We start from the raw sequence: 17,132 nt of genomic DNA on the forward strand, positions 1-17,132 counted from the left end.
AGTGATTTCTAAAGTACCAGCCATGGTGCTCGCAGCACCGTCCGATGCACTGCGATGGTGCGCGGCTCACTCTTCTTTCAACCTGCCTGGAGTTCCTGATGTCGCGTGATTCCGATCCTTCTTCCCTCGATGCCATGGCACTGCGCCGCCGCCGTCTGTTGCAGGGCGCCGCCGCGCTGCCCGTGATGGGCCTGAGCGGCCTGAGCTTCGGCCAGGGTCAGTTCCCCACGGCCAAGGTCAACACCACCAAGCTCGCGGTGACCGACACCGAAGTCACGGTGGGCCAGCTGCATTCGTCCACCGGCACCATGGCCATCTCGGAGACCGGCTCGATCCAGGCCGAGCAACTGGCCATCGACCAGATCAACGCGATGGGCGGCATCCTGGGCCGCAAGATCAAGGTCATCAAGGAAGACGGCGCCTCCGACTGGCCGACCTTCGCCGAGAAGTCGAAGAAGCTCCTGGTCAACGACAAGGTCGCCGCCGTGTTCGGCTGCTGGACCAGCGCCTCGCGCAAGGCCGTGCTGCCGGTGTTCGAAAAAGAGAACGGCCTCTTGTACTACCCGACCTTCTACGAAGGCCTGGAGCAGAGCAAGAACGTGATCTACACGGGGCAGGAGGCCACGCAGCAGATCATCTGGGGGCTGGACTGGGGCGCGAAGGAGAAGAAGGCCAAGACCTTCTTCCTCGTCGGCTCCGACTACATCTGGCCGCGCACCTCGATGAAGATCGCGCGCAAGCACATCGAGAACTTCCAGAAGGGTTCGGTCAAGGGCGAGGAATACTACCCGCTGGGCCACACCAACTTCAACTCGCTGATCAACAAGATCAAGGTGGCCAAGCCCGACTGCATCTTTGCGGCCGTGGTGGGCGGCTCGAACGTGGCCTTCTACAAGCAGCTCAAGGCCGCGGGCATCACGGGCGACAAGCAGTTCCTGCTGACGCTGGCCGTGACCGAGGACGAAATGACCGGCGTGGGCGGCGAGAACTTCGCGGGCTTCTACTCGTCGATGAAGTACTTCCAGACGCTGGACAACGAGAACAACAAGAAGTTCGTGGCCGCCTTCAAGGCCAAGTACGGCAAGGACGCGGTGATCGGCGACGTGACGCAGGCGGGCTACCTCGGACCGTGGCTGTGGAAGGCGGCGGTGGAGAAGGCGGGCAGCTTCGACATCGACAAGGTGGTGGCGGCATCGCCGGGCATCGAGCTGAAGACGGCGCCGGAGGGCTACGTGAAGCTGGATGCGAACCATCACTTGTGGAGCAAGGCGCGCATCGGGCAGGGGCAGCTGGATGGCAGCTTCAAAGTGGTTGCCGAATCGGGCGAGCTCATCAAGCCCGATCCGTTCCCCAAGGGGTATCAGTAACTCCCCCGAAGCGGCTCACTTCGTGTAGCCGCCTCCCCCTCAAGGGGGCGACACCTGCGGCCCGGCAAAGCCGGTTCCGCGGTGTCTCACGACTTGTTCCCTGACCCTTACCGGATATTGCGCAATGAGCCTCTCGGACATGATGAACATCGGCCTGATGCAGGGCTTCGCGGGGCTGAGCCTCTTTGCGGTGCTGCTGCTCATGGGCCTCGGGCTCGCGATCATCTTCGGGCAGATGGGCGTGATCAACATGGCACATGGCGAGTTCATGACCATCGGCGCCTACTCGATCTTCCTGGCCGCGCAGGTGACCGAGCGCATGGCGCCCTCGCTCATGCCGTACTACTTTCCGATCGCGATCGGGCTGGCCTTCGTGTTCGCCTTCATCGCCGGCTGGCTCGTGGAGTGGGCGCTGATCCGCCACCTGTACAAGCGCCCGCTCGACACGCTGCTCGCCACCTGGGGCGTGAGCCTGGGCCTGCAACAGATCTTTCGCACCTTCATCGGCCCGAAGGAGGTGAGCCCCACGCTGCCCGAGTGGCTCATGGGCTCGTGGACGCCGCACGAAGGCCTGGACATTCCGATCAACGGCCTCTTCGTGCTGGCGCTCACCGCGCTGGTCACGGGCGGCGTGCTCATCGCCTTGCACAAGAGCCGCTGGGGCCTGCGGGTGCGCGCCACCGTGGCCAACCGCACCATGGCCAACGCCACCGGCATCGACACCAAGAAGACCGACCGCCTCACCTTCGCCATCGGCTGCGGCATTGCCGGCGTGGCGGGCGCGGCCTTCACCACCATCGGCTCGACCGGGCCGACCTCGGGCTCGCTGTACATCGTCGACGCCTTCCTGGTCGTCACCTTCGGCGGCGCCGCCAGCCTGCTGGGCACCGTGGTCTCGGCCTTCGGCATTGCGCAGACGCAGTCGATCTCGGAGTTCTTCATGACCGGCTCGATGGCCAAGGTGCTGACGCTGTCGCTGATCGTTTTGATTCTGATGATGCGACCGCAGGGACTGTTCGCAGTCAAGGTCCGCCGTTGAACCCGATTTCTTCCCGGAGAACCTCCCGATGAATTTCCTCAAGGCCTCGATCCGGCGCTACCAGCTCGGCAGCCTCCTGCTGCTGGTGCTGCTGCTCGCGGTGGTGCTGCCGCTGTCGCTCGACATCTTCCGCCTCAACCTCGTGGGCAAGTACCTCAGCTACGCCTTCGTGGCCGTGGGGCTCGTCATGGTGTGGGGCTACGGCGGCGTGCTGAGTCTGGGGCAGGGCGTGTTCTTCGGCATCGGCGGCTATGCGATGGCGATGTTCCTGAAGCTCGAAGCCTCCGACCCGATCACCACCAAGATCCAGTCGACGCCCGGCATTCCGGACTTCATGGACTGGAACCAGATCACCGAGCTGCCCGCGCTCTGGTTGCCGTTCAAGAGCCTGCCGCTGAGCCTGGCGCTGGTGGTGCTGGCGCCGATGGCGCTGGCCTGGCTCATCAGCTTCGCGATGTTCAAGCGCCGCGTGGGCGGCGTGTACTTCGCGATCATCACGCAGGCGGTGGCGCTGATCTGCACCGTGCTCATCATCGGCCAGCAGGGCTACACGGGCGGCGTGAACGGCATGACCGACCTGAAGACGCTGCTGGGCTGGGACACGCGCACCGACAGCGCCAAGTACATCCTCTACTACGTCTGCGTGGGCCTGCTGGTGGCCAGCATCGTGCTGTGCCGCTGGGTGCAGACCAGCAAGCTGGGCACGCTGCTGCTGGCGATGCGCGACAAGGAAGACCGCGTGCGCTTCTCGGGCTACGACGTGTCGAACTTCAAGGTCTTCACCTTCTGCCTGGCGGCCGGGCTCTCGGGCATCGGCGGCGCGATGTTCGCGCTGCAGGTGGGCTTCATGTCGCCGAGCTTCGTGGGCATCGTGCCCTCCATCGAAATGGTGATCTTCTGCGCCGTCGGCGGCCGCATGAGCCTGGTGGGCGCGGTGTACGGCGCGCTGCTGGTGAACGCGGGCAAGACGCTGTTCTCCGAGAGCTTTCCCGACCTGTGGCTGTTCCTGATGGCCGCGCTCTTCATCGGCGTGACCATGGCCTTCCCGATGGGCCTGGCGGGCCTGTGGGAAGACACGATCAAGCCGTGGTGGGCCTCGCGCCGCCAGGCCCTGCGCGACGCCGCGACAAAGCCGCCGCCCGCCGCCGTGTCGGCCCCTTCACCCGTCGCCGCGCCGCAGGCCGAGCCCGTGCTGCCCGAAGGCATCGGCCGCCAGCGCGCCTGACCGACACCGGAGCCCCACCTCATGAGCAACACCGACTTCGCCCTCGCCGTGGAAGACCTCAGCGTCTCCTTCGACGGCTTCAAGGCCATCGACGACCTGACGCTGTACATCGACAAGAACGAGCTGCGCGTGATCATCGGCCCCAACGGCGCCGGCAAGACCACGCTGCTCGATTTGATCTGCGGCAAGACGCGCGCCAGCGCCGGCAGCATCAAGTTCAAGAACACCGAGCTCACGAAGATGGCCGAGCACAAGCGCGTGCGGCTGGGCATCGGGCGCAAGTTCCAGACGCCGTCGATCTACGAGAACCTCAGCGTGTTCCAGAACCTGGAGGTGTCGTTCCCGAAAGGGCGCTCGGTGTTCGGCGCGCTGGCCTTCCAGTGCGACGACGAGGTCAAGGGCAAGGTGCAGGCCATCGCCACGGAGATCGGCCTGGCCGACAAGCTCGGCACCGAAGCAGGCCTCCTGAGCCACGGCCAGAAGCAGTGGCTGGAGATCGGCATGCTGCTGATGCAGGAGCCCGAGCTGCTGATGCTCGACGAGCCCATTGCGGGCATGAGCGCGCGCGAACGCGAACTCACGGCCGACCTGCTCCAGCGCATCTGCCGCAACCGCGCGGTGATCGTCATCGAGCACGACATGGCCTTCGTCAAGCAGATCGCGCACAAGGTCACCGTGATGCACCAGGGAAAGATCCTCGCCGAAGGGCCGATGGAGAAGGTGCAGGCCGACCCGAAGGTCATCGACGTTTATCTGGGGCACTGAACCATGAGCACCATCATGCTGAAGGTCGACGACCTGCACACCGCCTACGGCCAGAGCGAGGCGCTGCACGGCATCTCGTTCGTGGGCCATGCCAACGAAACCATCGCCATCATGGGCCGCAACGGCATGGGCAAGACCACGCTGTTCAAGAGCCTCATGGGCGTGCTGCCGATCAAGAGCGGTCGCATCGAAGTGGCGGGGCAGGACGTGTCGCGCGACGAGAGCTTTCGCCGCGTGGCCAAGGGCATCGCCTACGTGCCGCAGGGCCGGATGATCTTCCCGACGCTGACGGTGGAAGAGAACATCCAGACCGGCCTGGAGAACTCGAAGACCCGCCGCATCCCCGAGGAAATCTACGCGCTGTTCCCCGTGCTGTGGGACATGAAAAGCCGCAAGGGCGGCAACCTCTCGGGCGGCCAGCAACAGCAGCTCGCCATTGCGCGCGCGCTCGTCACCGACCCGAAGGTGCTGCTGCTCGACGAGCCCACCGAAGGCATCCAGCCTTCGATCATCAAGGACATCGCCAAGGCGCTCAACGAGATCCGCAAGCTGCGCGGCATCACCATCGTCGTGTCCGAGCAGGTGCTGAGCTTCGCGATGGACGTGGCCGACCGGCTGTTCGTCATCGAAGGCGGCCGGCTCGTGCACGAGACCGCGCGCGACAAGACCGATGTGGACCACATCAAAGCCTATCTCTCTGTCTAACCACAACCCCAGGAGCCACTGCACATGACGGACACGCTGATCAAGGTCGACCTGACCAAGCCGCCCACGGAGAACGAAAACATCCACAACCGCTGGCACCCGGACATTCCGATGGCCTGCTGGGTCAACCCGGGCGACGACTTCATCCTGGAGACCTTCGACTGGACCGGCGGCTTCATCAAGAACAACGACAGCGCCGACGATGTGCGCGACATCGACCTGAGCACGGTGCACTACCTTTCCGGCCCGGTGGGTGTGAAGGGCGCCGAGCCCGGCGACCTGCTGGTGGTCGACCTGCTCGACATCGGCGCCAAGCAGGACAGCCTCTGGGGCTTCAACGGTTTTTTCTCGAAGAAGAACGGCGGCGGCTTCCTGACCGATCACTTTCCCGAAGCGCAGAAATCGATCTGGGACTTCAAGGGCATGTTCACGAGCTCGCGCCATATTCCCGGCGTCAACTTCGCGGGCCTGATCCACCCGGGCCTGATCGGCTGCTTGCCCGACAAGCCGATGCTCGACCTATGGAACGAGCGCGAAGGCAAGCTCATCGCCACCGACCCGGACCGCGTGCCCGGCCTCGCGAACCCGCCGTTCGCCGGCACCGCCCACATGGGCAAGATGACCGGCGAGGCGAGGGCGAAGGCGGCAGCCGAGGGCGCGCGCACCGTGCCGCCACGCGAACACGGCGGCAACTGCGACATCAAGGACCTGTCGCGCGGCTCGAAGGTGTTCTTTCCCGTGTACGTCGACGGCGCGGGCCTGAGCGTGGGCGACCTGCACTTCAGCCAGGGCGACGGCGAGATCACCTTCTGCGGCGCCATCGAGATGGCCGGCTGGGTGCACATGAAGGTCACGCTCATCAAGGGCGGCATGGCCAAGTACGGCATCAAGAACCCGATCTTCAAGCCCAGCCCGATCACGCCGCAGTACAACGACTACCTGATCTTCGAAGGCATCTCGGTCGACGAGAGCGGCAAGCAGCACTACCTGGACGTGAACGTGGCCTACCGCCAGGCCTGCCTGAACGCCATCGAGTACCTGAAGAAGTTCGGCTACTCGGGCGCGCAGGCCTATTCGATTTTGGGCACCGCGCCCGTGCAGGGCCACATCAGCGGCGTGGTCGACGTGCCCAACTCGTGCGCCACGCTGTGGCTGCCCACGGGCATCTTCGACTTCGACATCAACCCGAACGCCTCGGGGCCTGTGAAGTTCATCGACGGCAGCGTGGACATGCCGCTGTCGCACGACCTGCGTTGACGCCATGCCGACCTACGACTACGCCTGCGGGCAGTGCGGCGGCTTCGAATCGCTGCGGCCTTCGGGCCAGCGCGACGAGCCCGCTGCCTGCCCCGATTGCGGCTCGGCCTCGCCGCGCGTGTTCACGGCCGCGCCGCGCCTGGCGCTGATGGCCGCCGACACGCGCCATGCGATGGCCACCAACGAACGCGCGCGCCACGAGCCCGCGAGCTCGCGCGACTACGCGCGGCTGCGGCATCCCTCGGGCTGCGGTTGCTGCGCGGGATCGTCGCGGCGCAGTGCCACGCAGACCGCGCCGAACGGGGCGAAATCGGCCCCGTCGCGGCGGCCCTGGATGATCTCGCACTGAGGGTCCGGCGTGCATTCCTTGCATGCGCTAGGCGCATGCAAGGAATGCCGGCAGCGAGAACTTTCTCGTGCGTTCCCTCTGGAGGAGAGGGTTCCGGGTACCGCATCGCATGCGCGGGCGGCGCGCGATTGTTTCAATCCCGTGAACGCCGCGATTCCTTTTGCTGCGGTTTTTTGGGGCGCTTCAGGTTCAAACTTCATCCCATCGACACACCACCTGAAGGAGATTGAAATGAATGCCTCGAAGACCCTCGCCGCCGTTGCGCTCTCGCTCCTGGCTGTTGCCGGTGCCCACGCCGAAACCTATGACGGCGTGCACACCGTGAACTCGACCCTCTCGCGTTCGGACGTCGCGTCGCAAGCCGTGGCCGCCGCCCGTGCCGGCAACGAGTACAGCGACGGCGCCACTGCCGGCGCACAGACCTTCACCTCGACCGCCGACCGCTCGACGATCCGCGCTGAAGCCGTCGCCAAGGCCCACGACCCGCTCGCCAGCCTCGACCGCCGCGCGTTCTACCGCGACGAAGTGCCGGCCGCTTACAAGAAGCCCAGCGTGTCGTTCACGCGCCAGGCTGGCCTGTAAGCCAGGTCGCTGCGGCAAGCCGATGCTTCCATCGGCTGCCTGAAGAACGAACGGGCCCTTGCGGCCCGTTTTTTCGTTGGGACGTCGCGCGTCAGGCGGCGTGTGCAAGGACGTTGACGAGCTTCCCGAACGGATCGCGGACATAGAAACGGCGCACACCCCAGGGTTCGTCGACCGGGCCGTATTCGATGGCAAAGCCGGCAGCCCGCATGCGCGCAAGCGCCGTGTCGACATCGTCGACTTCGATGGAAAGGTCAGGCACTGGCGTGCCCGAACCGCCTTCAGACGCAAAGCTGACCTGCACGCTCATCTCGGCCTGCGAACCGTAGGTGCGTATCCAGCCGTGGTCCATCAGCAGATCGAGGCCGAGCACGTCGGCGTAGAAGACCTGTGCGCGTGCCACATCCTGCGTCGCGAAGTTGGCGACCAGTCGTTTGACTTTCATTGCTTGGAACTCTCTTCGACGGTTTCGGGTGCGATGCGGAAAGCCTTGGGCTTGCCGCCGGATTCGGCATGGAGCAGGTCACCTTCGATGCGGATGCGGGTCCACGTGTCGATGATGCCGTCGGCGCCGATCAGCTCGATGCTGTCGCCAGAAAGCACCCGGTAGCGAAACGACGGCGCGCACTGCGGACCATCGTGCGTGCCCAGCACCGCGCGAAGGAATCCGTTCGATGCGAACCAGTAGATCTCGACCCGGGTGTCGGAGATGAGTTGCAGCCGGCGGTCGATGGGGAGGGCGGTAGTCATGAGAGATGAGTGGGCGGGGGGGTCACCACAAGGCAGCCAATTCCGAATGAGGAGCGGCCGAATATAGAAGACCCCGCATGAGCCTGGCCAGCCGCGTGCGTGAAACCGCCATCGAGGGCGGGTAAGCTCGCGGCCCATGAAGCGCAACAGCACTCCCCGCACGTCCAAGTCCACCGGCGGCAAGGCTGCCGCGGCGCCCGCCGCCGAGGCACCCGACGTTCCGGTGTCCGCTGTGCTGGCACGCATCGAAACCCTCTGGTCCTCGCTCGGCCCCGTGGGGCAGCGCATTGCCGACTTCATCGTGAAGAACCCGCGCGAGGTGGTCCACATGTCGGTCAGCGAGGTGGCGGAGCGCACCGGCTCGAGCGAAGGCAGCATCGTCGGCCTGTGCAAGAACCTCGGCGCCACGGGCTTCCAGCAGATCAAGATCGCGCTGGCGCAGGAGATCGTGCGGCCGGTGCAGTTCATCCACGAAGACCTCGACCCGCAGGACAAGGCCGACGCGGTGATCCGCAAGATCTTCCAGAGCAATGTGCAGACGCTGCACGACACGCAGTCGATGCTCGACGCCAAGGCGATGGAGCGTGCGGTGCAGCTGTTTCGCAAGGCCGAGCGCATCGAGATCTACGGCATCGGCAGCTCGGCCACCATCGCCGAGGATGCGCACTACCGCATGCTGCGCATCGGCCTCAATGCCAAGGTGGTGGTCGATTCGCACGTGCAGGCCATCAGCGCCTCGCTCACGAATGCGAAGACGGCGGTGCTGACCATTTCGCATTCGGGCAGCACGCACGAGACGGTGACGGCCACGCGCCTCGCGAAGGAGGCCGGCGCTGCCACGGTGTGCATCACCAACTTCGGCAAGTCGCCGATCCAGGCCTTTGCCGACGTGCTGCTGTTCACCATGGCGCGCGAAACCAACTTCCGCACCGAGGCGATGACGAGCCGGCTCGCGCAGCTGGCGATCATCGACGTGCTGATCGCCTGCCTGGCGTTGTCGGACTACGACACCTCGGTGCGCACGCTGCGCCAGACCTTCGACGTGCTCTCGCTCAAGCGGTACTGAGGCGCGGGTTCCACTGCTTCTGAGACGGGCGGCACGAGCAGCCCGGCCACCGTGGGCGCCACCGCCCCCGGCGATTCACCCACCAGCACGCAGGCCAGGCCGAGCCGCGCGGCGCCTTCGCCGTCGGTCAGCGGATTGTCGCCGACCACCACCGTGCGCCCGGCGTGCGCGCCGAGGCGGCGCAGGCCTTCCTCGAACAGCAGCGGCGCAGGCTTGCCGACCACGCACCACGGCTGCACGCCGCTGGCCGCGACCACGGCCGCCAGCAGCGCGCCGGTCTCGGGCACCACGCGCCCGTGCGGGCCCGGGTGTGTGGCGTCGGCATTGGTCACCATCAGCCTGGCGCCGCGCCGCAGTGCGTTCGCGATGACCGACAGGCGCGCGTGGCTGAAGTGCATGTCGAGCGCCAGCAGCACGACGTCGGCCTCGGCCTCCGCGGACACCAGCCGGCAGCCCTGCGCGCGCGCATAGCGCTGCAGGGCAGGGCTGGCGGCCAGCAGCACGCGCGCCTGCGGATGCTGCTGCGCCAGCTGGCGCACCGCGAGTTCGCCGGCCAGCACGATGCGCTCGGGCGGCACGCGCAGGCCCAGCTTGCGCAGCCGCACCGACAGGCCCTGCGCCGTGTGCGTGGAGTTGTTGGACACGATGGCGTAGCGGTCGTGGAAGTGCGCCAGCAGGCGGGCCGCGCCGTCGATGGCCTCCTGCTGGCGCACCAGCGTGCCGTCGAGGTCGACCAGCAGGTGGCGGGCCTGCGCCAGCGCATGGACGGCGCCTGCGTTCAGGGTCCCTGTTGTCGTGTGATGCGTGCTCATGGATCTCCGGGATTGGGGCCGTCGTGGGGGCTCGGCCGTGGCGGCGGATTCTATTGAATATTGCTCAGTGAAATTTGAATTTTGAAATGAGCTTATTTCATTTTCCTGTCATCTGCGCCTCCTAAAGTTCTCTTCATCGGGGCGTTGCAACCGCACGCCCACTGCTTTCCAAACGAAGGAACCGACCATGAAAAAGCTCTTGGCCCTTGCGGCTGCCGCCCTCTCGCTGACTGCCGCGCTGCCGCTGGCCGCGCAGGCCCAATCGGTGGCCGACGGCTCGCGCGAGCGGCCCCTGCGCGTGCTGCTGATCCCGGCCGACGGTGGCACCGAGTCGGGCACCAAGGCCGACTACGCGCCGGTGTTCAACGCCATCACGCGCAGCACCGGCCTGAACTTCGACCTCAAGGTCGGCCAGTCGTACGGCGCGGTGGTCGAGGGCATGTGCAACCAGCTCGCCGACATCGCCTTCTTCGGCCCGGTGTCGTACGTGCAGGCGAACAAGCGCGGCTGCGCGCAGCTCCTGGCCGTGGGCGTGGAGAAGGGCGCCTCGGTGTACTACGCGGGCATGTTCGCCAAGGCCAACGCGCCCATCGTCTCGGTCAAGGACCTCAAGGGCAAGCGCGTGGCCTTCGGCGACGTCAACTCGGCCTCGAGCTTCACCTTCCAGGTCGCGATGCTGCTCGATGCCGGCATGGACCCGGCCAAGGACCTCGGCGCCATCCGCATGACCGGCAGCCACGCCAGCAGCCTGGCCGCGCTGGTGCAGGACCAGGTCGACGTGGCCTCGCTCTCGTTCGACTCCTACGAGAAGGCGGTGAAGCAGGGCGTGGTCGACCCGAAGACGGTGAAGGTGGTGGCGCGCAGCATGGCCATTCCGTACCCGCCGCTGGCGCTCAACTCGAAGCTGCCCGAGCCGCTGAAGGCGAAGCTGAAAGACGCCTTCCAGACCGTGAACAAGGCCCCCGGCGTCACGCCCGACATGATCCGCGGCTACGGCGGCGGCAAGATCGACGGCTACGACACCAAGTTCTCCGAAGCCGAGTTCAACGTCGCCGCCGAAAAGCTCGGCCTGCTGACCGACGAGCTCAAGGGCCGCATCCTCGCCAAGTCCGCCGAGCGTTGAGCGTCGCCATGCTGAATTTCGAATCGGTCGCCATGCACTACGCCGACGGCACGCGCGCGCTCGACGGCGTGTCGCTGCAGGTGCCGGCGGGGCAGTTCTGCGTGGTGCTGGGCGCCTCGGGCGCGGGCAAGTCGACGCTGCTGCGCATGGCCAACGGGCTGGTCAAACCCACGCAGGGCGCGGTGCAGGTCGAGGGCGTGCAGATTGCCGCGCACTCGCTGGCCCGCATCCGCCCGCGCATCGGCATGATCCACCAGCAGTTCAACCTGGTGCTGCGTTCCACGGTGGCCGACAACGTGCTGGCCGGTACGCTGCCCGCGGTGCCGACGTGGCGCGCGCTGCTCGGCCTGTTCACCGACGCGCAGCGTGCCAAGGCCTGCGCGTTGATCGAATCGGTCGGCCTGCAGGAGCAGCACCTGCTGCGCCGCGTGAGCGAGCTCTCGGGCGGACAGCAGCAGCGCGTGGGCATTGCGCGCGCCTTCATGCTGGAGCCGCCGCTGGTGCTGGCCGACGAACCCGTGGCCAGCCTCGACCCGCAGACCAGCCACGACGTGCTGTCGTTGCTGCGCACGCAGGCCCGCGAGCGCGGCACCACGGTGCTGTGCAGCCTGCACCAGATCGAGCTGGCCTGCGAGTTCGCCGACCGCATCGTGGCGCTGCGCCACGGCGCCGTGGTGTTCGATGGCGCGCCCGCGGCCTTCGACCCGAAGGTGTTCGACGCGGTCTATGGCCGCACGCCGGCGCCCGCGCGGCTCGCGCCCGAAGCGCCGTTGCCGCTGCATGCCGGCGCGCTGGAGCTGGTGCCATGAGCCGCCCCGCATCCGCCTGGGACCTGCCGCGCCCCTTCGGCGCCCGCAGCCTCGCCGTGCTGCTGCTCGTGGTGGTGGTCGGCTTCTTCGCCGGCCAGCGCGTGGAGATGGGCCGCATGCTGTCGCTCACGGGCGAGGGCGTGCTCGCGGCCGTCGGCCTGCGCGATCAGTCGCAGGTGCTGTCGGGCCTGGGCACCATCGCCAGGTCGCTCTTTCCGCCGCAGGTGTCGGAGCGCACCGAGGTGTCGCGCATCGAGGGCTTCGACCGCGAGCGGCTGCCGTGGTTTTCGCATGTCGAGATGGAGGAGTCGCGCCAGCCCAAGCTCAACCCGCAGACGCTGCAGATGGAAGAGGTGGTGGACCGGCGCGAGGTGCTGGTCGAGCCCTTCGGCTACCTCTGGCATGTGGCGGTGAAGATGCTCGAGACCTTCGAGATCGCCATCTGGGCGACGCTGCTGGCCATCGTGCTGAGCGCGCCGCTGGCCTGGTGCAGCGCGAAGAACTACACGCCGAACCGCGCCGTCTACACGCTGGCGCGCGGTGTGGTCGGCATGTTCCGCGCGGTGCCCGAGCTGGTGAGTGCGCTGTTCCTAGTGCTGGCCTATGGCTTCGGTCCCATCGCCGGCGTGCTGGCACTGGCGCTGCATTCGGCGGGCTTCCTCGGCAAGTTCTACGCGGAAGACATCGAGACCGCCGACGACAAGCCGCAGGAGGCGCTGCGGGCCATCGGCGCCAGCAAGTTGAAGGTGATGCGCTTCGCGGTGCTGCCGCAGGTGATGCCGCAGTTCATTGCCTACACGCTGTACATCCTCGACCGCAACGTGCGCATGGCCACCGTGGTCGGGCTGGTGGGCGCGGGCGGCATCGGCCAGGAGCTGAAGGGCCGCTACGACATGTACAACTACGCGCACGTCGGAACGATCCTGATCGCGATCTTCCTCACGGTGCTCGTGCTCGACAGGGTCGCAGCCCGGCTGCGCAGCCGCTATGCCTGAGCGCTGACACCCACCCATCCGCCCACTTCGGGCACCCGAGTTCTCCCCGTTTCTTCCCGTTCCGGTGCAAGCCCTTCGAGGCCTGCACGGCCCGGCTTCGCCCTGCTTTTCTTCCCACGCCCCTTCGATCCAGAAAAGGACACCTTCATGACCTCACGTTCTTCCCGGTATGGCCTCGCTGCGGCGGGCTTTCTCCTGTGCCTGAGCCTTGCCGCATGCGGCGGCGGAAGCGGCGGTGGTGGCGGCCTGCCGGTGCCGCCGCCCACCGGCCCCACGCCCCCGACCACCACGCCGGAGCCACCCGGCCCGACGCCGGCGCTGAAGTGCGCGCCCTGAGCCGCGCGCCGCCTTCATCCACACGCCTTCCATTTCTTCTCTTTTTGTCCTCGCGTTGAAAGACTCCCCATGAACCCCTCCAACCGTCGCGATTTCTTCCGCAAGTCGGCCGGCGCCGTCGGCGCGGCCTCGGCCCTCACCCTGCTGCCGCCCACGATCCGCAAGGCGCTCGCCGTCGAGGCCGCGGTCGACACCGGCACCATCAAGGACATCAAGCACGTCGTGATCCTGATGCAGGAGAACCGCAGCTTCGACCACTACTTCGGCACGCTGCGCGGCGTGCGCGGCTTCGGCGACCGCTTTCCGATTCCGCTGGCCAACGGCAAGTCGGTGTACTTCCAGTCGAACCCCGCGGGCGGCGCGGAGATTCCGCCGTTCCGCCGCGACTCGACGATCGCCAACGCGCTGATCGGCTCGGGCACGCCGCACAACTTTCCCGACCAGCAAGCCGCATGGAACCAGGGAAAGATGGACCGCTGGATCCAGTTCAAGAACCAGGCCACGATGGGCTACTACCTGCGCGAGGACATCCCGTTCCAGTTCGCGCTGGCCGATGCCTTCACGGTGTGCGACGGCTACCACTGCTCCATCCTCACCGGCACCGACCCGAACCGCATCGTGTTCTGGTCGGGCTCCAACTTCAACCCGGAGCTGCGCAAGAAGGGCATCAACAGCACCGACACCGACTCCGAACCGGTGAACTCGCGCTGCTGGCCCAAGCCGTCCAACTGGGTGGCGAACCGCCCGCAGGAGGCCGACGGCTCCGGCCAGAAAGACCCGATCACGGGCGACTACAACTACAAGTACGTCAACAACGCCTTCAAATGGGACACGCTGCCCGACCTGCTGGAGAAGAAGGGCGTCAGCTGGCACATTTACCAGAACATGAACAACAACTGGACGGGCGCCATGCACGGCTGCCTGGCCTTCGAGAGCTTCCGCACCGCGCAGCCGGGCTCGCCGATCTATGAGCACGGCCTCACGGGTGGCCCCGACACGGCCGACGGCGCCACCAACTTCCTGGCCCAGCTCAAGCAGGACGTGATGACGGGCAAATTGCCGGACGTCTCGTGGGTGCTGCCCACGCAGGCGCTGGCCGAGCACCCCGGCAGCAGCGAAGGCACGGCCGGCGCGGCCGACTTCATCGCCGACGTGCTGGACGCGCTCACGTCCAACCCGGCCGTGTGGAGCAAGACCGCGCTGTTCGTGACCTTCGACGAGAACGACGGTTTCTTCGACCACCTGGCCATGCCGGCCGTGCCCTCGTACGACGCCAACGGCACGCTCATGGGCAAGTCGACCGTGCCGCTGGAGGGCGAATACTTCGACGCCTCGGTGGGCAGCTACCTGGCCGCCGCCGACAACACCACCACCGGCAAGATCCGCCCCTGGGGCCTGAGCTCGCGCGTGCCGATGTACGTGGTGTCGCCGTGGAGCAAGGGCGGCTGGGTCAACTCGCAGGTGTTCGATCACACCTCGGTGGGCCGCTTCCTCGAGAAGCGCTTCGACATCACGGTGGATGCGATCAGCCCGTGGCACCGCGCCGTGTGCGGCGACCTCACGACCTGCTTCGACTTCGTGAGCCCGAACGACCCGGTCGTTCCCAAGCTGCCCGACACGAGCAACTTCCCCGCGATCAATGCGGCGCAGCGGCTGCTGCCCACGGCCCCCGTGAGAAACGCCCCCGCCACGCCGCAGCCGCTGTACCAGGAGACCGGCACGCGCTTCTCGCGCGCGCTGCCCTACGAACTGCACACCAGCGCGCGCGTCGAGCCGCGTGGCCTGGTGCAGCTGGTGTTCGCGAACTCCGGCACGCAGGGCGCCGTGTTCCATGTGTACGACAAGCTGCACCTGGACCGCATCCCGCGCCGCTACACGGTCGAAGCCGGCAAGCAGCTGGCCGACTACTGGAACACCGGCGCCAGCGACAGCGGCAAGTACGACCTGTGGGTGTACAGCACCAATGGCTACGTGCGCAGCTTCCAGGGCGACGCACTGGCCTTCGACACCGCCGCCTTCAAGCCCGAGGTGCAGGTCTGCTACGAGCCGGTCGACGGGCAGGTCTACCTGAAGGTGCACAACAACGGCAAGGCGGCCGGCAAGGTCACGGTGACGGCCAACGCGTACCGCAACGACGGCCCCTGGACGCTCGAGGTCGCGCCGGGCGCCACCGGCATGCTGCACTGGAGCCTGGACAAGAGCGGCTACTGGTACGACTTCACCGTCAGCGCCGGGCACACCGAGCGCCGCTTCGCGGGCCGCGTCGAGACCGGCAAGCCCGGCGTGAGCGATCCGGCCATGGCCCTGCACCTGAAGGCCTGAGCGTCATGAAGTTCAAGAACAGAACGCGCAGCAAGACCCTGCTCGGACTGGCCGTGGCCTTCGGCTCGGTGGCCGGCATGGGCATCGCCTCGGCCCAGCCGATCACCTGGGACCCGGCCAAGGGCAACCTGGGCATCGGCGACAAGGCCGGCACGACCGGTGTCACGGGCAGCAACGACCTGGCCTTCGGCAAGGGCGCGGGCAACAACGTCAGCACCAACTGGAACCTGGCCATCGGCGAGGGCGCCGGCACCGGCGTGTCGGGCAAGAACGCCAACCAGGCCATCGGCTACTACGCGGGCACCAACGTGGTCGGCGGCTGGAACCAGTCGATGGGCCGCAGCGCGGGCCAGAACGTGACCGGCGACTACAACAACGCCGTCGGCTTCTGGGCCGGCACCGACGTGAAGGGCAACGGCAACGAGGCCTACGGCAGCAACGCCGGGCGCAACGTGACCGGCAACGCCAACCAGGCCTACGGCGGCGACGCGGGTCGCAACGTGACCGGCAGCAACAACCTCGCCACGGGGCAGGGCGCGGGCAGCGGCGTCACCGGCTCGGGCAATCAGGCCTCGGGCCAGATGGCCGGCGCGCAGGTGGCGGGCAGCAACAACGTGGCCATGGGCCAGGCCGCCGGCGGCGGCGTGCAGGGCAACCAGAACCTGGCGCTGGGCACGGCCGCGGGCCAGGGCGTGGTGGGCAGCCACAACATCGCGCAGGGCAGCGGCGCGGGCCAGAACGTGATGGGCAGCGGCAACATCGCGATCGGCGCCGACGCCGGCGTGTACGTGAACGCGAACCAGGCGATCTCGCTGGGCAGCGCCGCGCGCGCGAGCGCCGACAACGCCATTGCCCTGGGCAGCAACGCATCGGCTTCTCACGCCAACAGCGTGGCGCTCGGCGCGGGCAGCACGACCACGCGCGGCGCGCAGTCGAACTACGTGGCCGTGGGCATGAGCGGGCTGCAGTCGTCGACCGGCGAAGTGGCGCTGGGCAACCGCCAGCTCACCGGCGTGGCGCCCGGCAGCGCGCCCGACGACGCGACCAACGTGGGCCAGGTGCAGGGCATGGTGCAGCAGGGCGTGAGCACTGCCAACGCCTACACCGACAGCGTCGCCGCGCAGGGCCTGCCGTTGGGCAAGGCCTACACCGACTTCACTGCTGCGCGACTGCAAAGCCAGATGGACGAGAACGCGCGGCGTGCCTATGCCGGTATTGCAGGTGTCGCCGCGATGGAAGCTGCGCCTGTCGTGCCGGGGAAGATCAGCTACGCCGTGGGGCTGGGCAACTTCCGCAGTGAAAGCGCGATGGGCGGGTCGATCCGTCGCACCTCGCAGGATGGGCGCTACAGCGTGACGCTTGGGGTGGGTGCGAGCAGCTCGGGCGTGGTGAGTCGGGTGGCGTTCACCGGGGTGTTCGACTGATCTTGTTCAGGGCGACGATCCCGCCGACGGGGTGCCTTGCTCCGCGAATGTCCCCCGGCCTGCGGCCTCCTCCTTGATTTCGCTGCGCAAGGCACCCCATCGACGTGATCGTCATCAGTGCTGTCGTTGATCGGCCAGCACCACGACAGCGCTCGGTGTGCGCAGGACACTGGGTGCTTCCCGCAGCGAAACCAAGGAGGAGGGCG

The 17,132-nt window shown here is 67.1% G+C and carries 18 protein-coding genes; 15 read left to right on the plus strand and 3 right to left on the minus strand.

Annotated elements, in window-relative coordinates; all coding sequences use genetic code 11:
- Positions 1-98: 98 nt before the first annotated feature.
- The 8 genes from urtA to AC07OH_RS04185 all read left to right on the plus strand — a co-directional run bounded on the left by urtA (position 99) and on the right by AC07OH_RS04185 (position 7,289).
- Positions 99-1,367 carry an urea ABC transporter substrate-binding protein gene (gene urtA / locus AC07OH_RS04150; protein WP_062478305.1) on the plus strand — a complete coding sequence of 423 codons (1,269 nt, stop codon included), beginning with the start codon at positions 99-101 and terminating at the stop codon, positions 1,365-1,367.
- Between the two features lie 124 nt (positions 1,368-1,491).
- Positions 1,492-2,406 carry an urea ABC transporter permease subunit UrtB gene (gene urtB / locus AC07OH_RS04155; RefSeq protein WP_139701702.1) on the plus strand — a complete coding sequence of 305 codons (915 nt, stop codon included), beginning with the start codon at positions 1,492-1,494 and terminating at the stop codon, positions 2,404-2,406.
- Positions 2,407-2,434: 28 nt separating this feature from the next.
- A complete protein-coding gene (urtC, locus tag AC07OH_RS04160; protein ID WP_095744995.1) occupies positions 2,435-3,631 on the plus strand; it encodes an urea ABC transporter permease subunit UrtC in 1,197 nt (398 codons plus the stop codon).
- A 21-nt stretch (positions 3,632-3,652) separates the two neighbouring features.
- Positions 3,653-4,396: an urea ABC transporter ATP-binding protein UrtD gene (gene urtD, locus AC07OH_RS04165; RefSeq protein ID WP_062478314.1), complete on the plus strand. Its 744-nt coding sequence runs from the start codon at positions 3,653-3,655 to the stop codon at positions 4,394-4,396.
- A 15-nt stretch (positions 4,397-4,411) separates the two neighbouring features.
- Positions 4,412-5,101, plus strand: a complete 690-nt coding sequence (gene urtE / locus AC07OH_RS04170; RefSeq protein ID WP_070060401.1) for an urea ABC transporter ATP-binding subunit UrtE — start codon at positions 4,412-4,414, stop codon at positions 5,099-5,101.
- A gap of 24 nt (positions 5,102-5,125) precedes the next feature.
- Positions 5,126-6,358 carry a formamidase gene (gene fmdA / locus AC07OH_RS04175; RefSeq protein WP_495299714.1) on the plus strand — a complete coding sequence of 411 codons (1,233 nt, stop codon included), beginning with the start codon at positions 5,126-5,128 and terminating at the stop codon, positions 6,356-6,358.
- Between the two features lie 4 nt (positions 6,359-6,362).
- Positions 6,363-6,707 carry a zinc ribbon domain-containing protein gene (locus AC07OH_RS04180; protein WP_495299715.1) on the plus strand — a complete coding sequence of 115 codons (345 nt, stop codon included), beginning with the start codon at positions 6,363-6,365 and terminating at the stop codon, positions 6,705-6,707.
- Positions 6,708-6,938: 231 nt separating this feature from the next.
- Positions 6,939-7,289: an alpha/beta hydrolase gene (locus AC07OH_RS04185; RefSeq protein WP_489057068.1), complete on the plus strand. Its 351-nt coding sequence runs from the start codon at positions 6,939-6,941 to the stop codon at positions 7,287-7,289.
- Positions 7,290-7,380: 91 nt separating this feature from the next.
- On the opposite strand, the gene AC07OH_RS04190 is transcribed toward AC07OH_RS04185, so the two are convergent.
- Together AC07OH_RS04190 and AC07OH_RS04195 are read right to left on the minus strand one after the other, a co-directional pair.
- The gene (locus tag AC07OH_RS04190; RefSeq protein WP_070060357.1) at positions 7,381-7,734 is read right to left on the minus strand and encodes a VOC family protein; all 354 of its coding nucleotides are present in this window, start codon (positions 7,732-7,734) and stop codon (positions 7,381-7,383) included.
- Positions 7,731-8,039 carry a hypothetical protein gene (locus tag AC07OH_RS04195; protein WP_495299716.1) on the minus strand — a complete coding sequence of 103 codons (309 nt, stop codon included), beginning with the start codon at positions 8,037-8,039 and terminating at the stop codon, positions 7,731-7,733. The genes AC07OH_RS04190 and AC07OH_RS04195 overlap by 4 nt, the downstream gene beginning before the upstream one ends.
- Before the next feature lie 136 nt (positions 8,040-8,175).
- Between AC07OH_RS04195 and AC07OH_RS04200 the strand changes: the two genes are divergently transcribed.
- A complete protein-coding gene (locus tag AC07OH_RS04200; RefSeq protein ID WP_492678533.1) occupies positions 8,176-9,105 on the plus strand; it encodes a MurR/RpiR family transcriptional regulator in 930 nt (309 codons plus the stop codon).
- Here AC07OH_RS04200 and AC07OH_RS04205 read toward each other — a convergent pair.
- A complete protein-coding gene (locus tag AC07OH_RS04205) occupies positions 9,042-9,917 on the minus strand; it encodes an HAD-IIA family hydrolase (RefSeq protein WP_495299717.1) in 876 nt (291 codons plus the stop codon). The two genes, AC07OH_RS04200 and AC07OH_RS04205, sit on opposite strands and share 64 nt — an antisense overlap.
- Before the next feature lie 187 nt (positions 9,918-10,104).
- Here AC07OH_RS04205 and AC07OH_RS04210 point away from each other — a divergent pair, with 187 nt between their 5' ends.
- The 6 genes from AC07OH_RS04210 to AC07OH_RS04235 all read left to right on the plus strand — a co-directional run bounded on the left by AC07OH_RS04210 (position 10,105) and on the right by AC07OH_RS04235 (position 16,926).
- On the plus strand, positions 10,105-11,040 hold the full coding sequence (locus tag AC07OH_RS04210) for a phosphate/phosphite/phosphonate ABC transporter substrate-binding protein (protein ID WP_495299718.1): 936 nt from the start codon (positions 10,105-10,107) through the stop codon (positions 11,038-11,040).
- Positions 11,041-11,048: 8 nt separating this feature from the next.
- A complete protein-coding gene (phnC, locus tag AC07OH_RS04215) occupies positions 11,049-11,849 on the plus strand; it encodes a phosphonate ABC transporter ATP-binding protein (protein WP_495299719.1) in 801 nt (266 codons plus the stop codon).
- Entirely contained in the window at positions 11,846-12,844 is a 999-nt protein-coding gene (phnE, locus tag AC07OH_RS04220) for a phosphonate ABC transporter, permease protein PhnE (protein ID WP_495299720.1), read from the plus strand. The genes phnC and phnE overlap by 4 nt, the downstream gene beginning before the upstream one ends.
- 147 nt (positions 12,845-12,991) lie before the next feature.
- Positions 12,992-13,180, plus strand: coding sequence for a hypothetical protein (locus AC07OH_RS04225; RefSeq protein ID WP_495299721.1), 189 nt, complete (start codon positions 12,992-12,994; stop codon positions 13,178-13,180).
- Positions 13,181-13,249: 69 nt separating this feature from the next.
- Positions 13,250-15,502, plus strand: coding sequence for a phosphocholine-specific phospholipase C (locus AC07OH_RS04230; protein WP_495299722.1), 2,253 nt, complete (start codon positions 13,250-13,252; stop codon positions 15,500-15,502).
- A 5-nt stretch (positions 15,503-15,507) separates the two neighbouring features.
- Complete coding sequence (locus AC07OH_RS04235) at positions 15,508-16,926, plus strand: YadA family autotransporter adhesin (protein WP_495299723.1); 1,419 nt, start codon at positions 15,508-15,510, stop codon at positions 16,924-16,926.
- The last annotated feature ends 206 nt before the right edge of the window (positions 16,927-17,132 follow it).

It is taken from the genome of Variovorax sp. GW821-FHT10C12 (assembly GCF_059415405.1).

Excerpts from the sequence above, each read along its gene's own strand:
- AC07OH_RS04180 (WP_495299715.1), top strand. The coding sequence starts at position 6,363 with ATGCCGACCTACGACTACGCCTGCGGGCAGTGCGGCGGCTTCGAATCG.
- AC07OH_RS04190 (WP_070060357.1), bottom strand. The coding sequence starts at position 7,734 with ATGAAAGTCAAACGACTGGTCGCCAACTTCGCGACGCAGGATGTGGCA.
- urtA (WP_062478305.1), top strand. The coding sequence starts at position 99 with ATGTCGCGTGATTCCGATCCTTCTTCCCTCGATGCCATGGCACTGCGC.
- phnE (WP_495299720.1), top strand. The coding sequence starts at position 11,846 with ATGAGCCGCCCCGCATCCGCCTGGGACCTGCCGCGCCCCTTCGGCGCC.
- AC07OH_RS04235 (WP_495299723.1), top strand. The coding sequence starts at position 15,508 with ATGAAGTTCAAGAACAGAACGCGCAGCAAGACCCTGCTCGGACTGGCC.
- urtC (WP_095744995.1), top strand. The coding sequence starts at position 2,435 with ATGAATTTCCTCAAGGCCTCGATCCGGCGCTACCAGCTCGGCAGCCTC.
- AC07OH_RS04200 (WP_492678533.1), top strand. The coding sequence starts at position 8,176 with ATGAAGCGCAACAGCACTCCCCGCACGTCCAAGTCCACCGGCGGCAAG.
- AC07OH_RS04230 (WP_495299722.1), top strand. The coding sequence starts at position 13,250 with ATGAACCCCTCCAACCGTCGCGATTTCTTCCGCAAGTCGGCCGGCGCC.
- AC07OH_RS04210 (WP_495299718.1), top strand. The coding sequence starts at position 10,105 with ATGAAAAAGCTCTTGGCCCTTGCGGCTGCCGCCCTCTCGCTGACTGCC.
- urtE (WP_070060401.1), top strand. The coding sequence starts at position 4,412 with ATGCTGAAGGTCGACGACCTGCACACCGCCTACGGCCAGAGCGAGGCG.
- fmdA (WP_495299714.1), top strand. The coding sequence starts at position 5,126 with ATGACGGACACGCTGATCAAGGTCGACCTGACCAAGCCGCCCACGGAG.
- urtB (WP_139701702.1), top strand. The coding sequence starts at position 1,492 with ATGAGCCTCTCGGACATGATGAACATCGGCCTGATGCAGGGCTTCGCG.
- AC07OH_RS04185 (WP_489057068.1), top strand. The coding sequence starts at position 6,939 with ATGAATGCCTCGAAGACCCTCGCCGCCGTTGCGCTCTCGCTCCTGGCT.
- AC07OH_RS04195 (WP_495299716.1), bottom strand. The coding sequence starts at position 8,039 with ATGACTACCGCCCTCCCCATCGACCGCCGGCTGCAACTCATCTCCGAC.
- urtD (WP_062478314.1), top strand. The coding sequence starts at position 3,653 with ATGAGCAACACCGACTTCGCCCTCGCCGTGGAAGACCTCAGCGTCTCC.
- phnC (WP_495299719.1), top strand. The coding sequence starts at position 11,049 with ATGCTGAATTTCGAATCGGTCGCCATGCACTACGCCGACGGCACGCGC.
- AC07OH_RS04205 (WP_495299717.1), bottom strand. The coding sequence starts at position 9,917 with ATGAGCACGCATCACACGACAACAGGGACCCTGAACGCAGGCGCCGTC.
- AC07OH_RS04225 (WP_495299721.1), top strand. The coding sequence starts at position 12,992 with ATGACCTCACGTTCTTCCCGGTATGGCCTCGCTGCGGCGGGCTTTCTC.